Genomic DNA, 2,964 nt, shown 5'->3' on the forward strand with positions numbered 1-2,964 from the left:
GCCCGACGCCCCGGCGCTCGACCGCGCCCGGGCCGCCGGGGTGGCCACCGCCGTCGTGGCACCGGCCGACTTCGACGACCGGGCCGCCTGGGACGTCGCGGTGGCCGAGACGGTCGCGGTGTTCGACCCCGACCTCGTCGTGCTGGCCGGGTTCATGCGGGTGCTCGCCGCGCCGTTCGTCGAGCGGTTCGCCGGCCGCGCCCTCAACACCCACCCGTCGTTGCTGCCGGCGTTCCCGGGGGCGCACGCGGTGCGCGATGCGCTGGCCTACGGCGTGCGGCTGTCCGGCTGCACGGTGCACCTCGTGGACGCCGGGCTGGACTCAGGCCCGGTGCTCGCCCAGGCGGCGGTGCCGGTGCTCGACGGTGACGACGAGGCCGCGCTGCGGGCCCGCATCCAGCAGGTCGAACGCGAGCTGCTGGTCCAGGTGGTGGGTGCGGTGGCGGCCGACGGGGTCGTCGTCGACGGGCGCCGTGCCACGATCGGGCGGCCCGGCCCGCGCTAGCATGGCCCCGGCCGCGACTGGCGCCGGGTGGGCCTGACCACCGGGGAGCGGCCGAGGGTCCTTCGTCGGCATCGCCCGCCTGGGTGCCGCCGGTCCGCGAGCCGCGGGACGTCCTGCGGCCCATCTCCGACCGGAGGAGTCCGCCATGTCGCACTCGTTGCCCGATCTCGCCCCCGTCGCCGACCCGACGTCACCGCAGACCCGCCGCCCGGTGCGCCGGGCGCTCGTGAGCGTCTACGACAAGACCGGGCTGGCCGAGCTGGCCACCGCCCTGCACGCCGCCGGCGTCGAGCTGGTCTCGACCGGGTCCACCGCCGCGACCATCGCGGCCGCCGGGGTCCCGGTGACCCGGGTCGAAGAGCTCACCGGCTTCCCGGAGTGCCTCGACGGTCGGGTCAAGACGCTGCACCCGCGGGTGCACGCCGGGCTGCTCGCGGACACCCGCCGGCCCGAGCACCTGGCGCAGCTCGAGGAGCTGGGCGTCGCGCCGTTCGAGCTCGTCGTGGTCAACCTGTACCCGTTCGCCGCGACCGTCGCCTCGGGTGCGGGGCCGGACGAGTGCGTCGAGCTCATCGACATCGGCGGTCCGTCGATGGTGCGCGCCGCCGCCAAGAACCACCCGAGCGTGGCGGTCGTGGTGGACCCGGCCGGGTACGACGCGGCCGTCGCCGCGACCGTCGCGGGTGGTTTCACGCTGGCCGAGCGCCGGGCGCTGGCCGCTGCCGCGTTCGCCCACACCGCGTCCTACGACGTGGCCGTCGCCTCGTGGTTCGCCGAGGTCTACGCGCCCGACGAGGTGGCCGTCGAGTCGGGCTTCGCCGCCGTCACCGGGGCCACCTTCGCCCGCGGCCCGGTGCTGCGCTACGGCGAGAACCCGCACCAGCGGGCCGCGCTCTACCTGGACGACGAGGGCGCCGCCGGGCGCGGCCTGGCCGGCGCCACCCAGCTGGGCGGCAAGGAGATGAGTTTCAACAACTACACCGACGCCGAGGCGGCGTGGCGGGCCGCGCACGACCAGGGCGACGTCCCGACGGTCGCGGTGGTCAAGCACGCGAACCCGTGCGGGATCGCGGTCGGTGCCGATGTCGCGCAGGCGCACGCCCGGGCGCACGCGTGCGACCCGGTGTCGGCGTACGGCGGGGTGATCGCGACCAACCGCACCGTGACCGTCGCGATGGCCGAGCAGATCGCCCCGGTGTTCACCGAGGTCGTCGCGGCCCCCGGGTACGAGCCGGCCGCCCTGGAGATCCTGGCGAAGAAGAAGAACCTGCGCCTGCTGCAGGTCGAGCAGGTCGCGCCGAGCCTCGACCGCAGGTTCGTCAGCGGGGGCCTGCTGGTCCAGGACCGCGACCTGGTCGACGCCGCCGGTGACGACGAGACGACCTGGACGTTGGCGGCGGGCGAGCCGGCCGACGCCGCCACCCTGGCCGATCTGCGGGTCGCCTGGCGTGCGGTGCGTGCCGTGAAGTCCAACGCGATCCTGCTGGTCAAGGACGGGGCGAGCGTGGGCGTCGGGATGGGCCAGGTGAACCGGGTGGACTCCTGCCGGCTCGCGGTGGAGCGGGCGAACACGCTGGCCGACGGCCAGGAGCGGGCCCGCGGCGCCGTCGCGGCCTCGGACGCGTTCTTCCCGTTCGCCGACGGTCTGCAGATCCTGCTCGACGCCGGGGTGCGGGCCGTCGTGCACCCCGGAGGGTCGATCCGGGACGCGGAGGTCACGGCGGCTGCCGCGGCTGCGGGTGTCACGCTCTACCTCACGGGCGCCCGGCACTTCGCGCACTGAGCACCCGGGCTCGTCGAGAGCTCACCGCCCGTCGCGGGCGCCGTCAGCACGGCGTCCGCGACGGGCCTCTCCCGCCCTGGCCTCAGGGCGCTGCGGTGAGCGGACGGCCGGGGTCGGCGGCCTGCCCAGGGTCGATCCGGGGCAGGGCAGGCCCCGACATGAGCCGCCGGACGACGCCGACCTCGCGCGGGCTGTCGACGACGAGCGCGGCCTCGAGCACACCGTCGCGCACCCACAGCGCCGACCAGGACCGCCCCGCCTCGCGGAGGACGACCTCACTGCCAGGGGGCGGTGTGCCGAACAGCGCGAGGTCGTGGCCGAGCTGCTGGGAGAACACGTACGGCGCGGGGTCGTCGAGGGCTCCGGCCGCCTCCGTGAGGTCCGCTGCGAGCGTGCGCGCACCGCGCAGCGCACCGTCCCAGTGCCCGCCGCGGACCCAGCCGTGCCGGGCCGACCGCCGGGTCGCGACGTCGCCGAGCGCGCGCACGTCCGACCGTCCGGCCCCGGTGGGTCCGTCGAGCACCCGCATCCGCTCGTCGACGAGCAGCCGCCCGTCGGCGGTGCGGGGCAGCGTGCCGGCCAGCCACTCGGTGGCGGGGACGGCGCCGACGGCGGCGAGCACGAGGTCGGCGGCCAGCGTGCGGCCGTCGGCGAGCTCGACCGCCCCCGGCCGCAC

At 76.6% G+C, this 2,964-nt stretch carries 3 protein-coding genes and 1 riboswitch; of the genes, 2 read left to right on the forward strand and 1 reads right to left on the reverse strand.

The window, feature by feature from the left end; genetic code table 11:
- Together purN and purH are read left to right on the forward strand one after the other, a co-directional pair.
- The coding region (purN, locus tag F2B26_RS15480; protein WP_159810880.1) for a phosphoribosylglycinamide formyltransferase at positions 1-505 on the forward strand (505 nt) is incomplete at its 5' end.
- 3 nt (positions 506-508) lie between these two features.
- A riboswitch (ZMP/ZTP riboswitch) is annotated at positions 509-597 on the forward strand.
- Between the two features lie 53 nt (positions 598-650).
- Positions 651-2,288 carry a bifunctional phosphoribosylaminoimidazolecarboxamide formyltransferase/IMP cyclohydrolase gene (purH, locus tag F2B26_RS15485; protein ID WP_159810882.1) on the forward strand — a complete coding sequence of 546 codons (1,638 nt, stop codon included), beginning with the start codon at positions 651-653 and terminating at the stop codon, positions 2,286-2,288.
- Positions 2,289-2,370: 82 nt separating this feature from the next.
- Here purH and F2B26_RS15490 read toward each other — a convergent pair.
- The coding region (locus tag F2B26_RS15490) for an oxidoreductase C-terminal domain-containing protein (RefSeq protein WP_159810884.1) at positions 2,371-2,964 on the reverse strand (594 nt) is incomplete at its 5' end.

Origin of the sequence: Cellulomonas citrea (assembly GCF_009829685.1) — a bacterium.
In the GTDB taxonomy this organism is placed as follows: domain Bacteria; phylum Actinomycetota; class Actinomycetes; order Actinomycetales; family Cellulomonadaceae; genus Cellulomonas; species Cellulomonas citrea.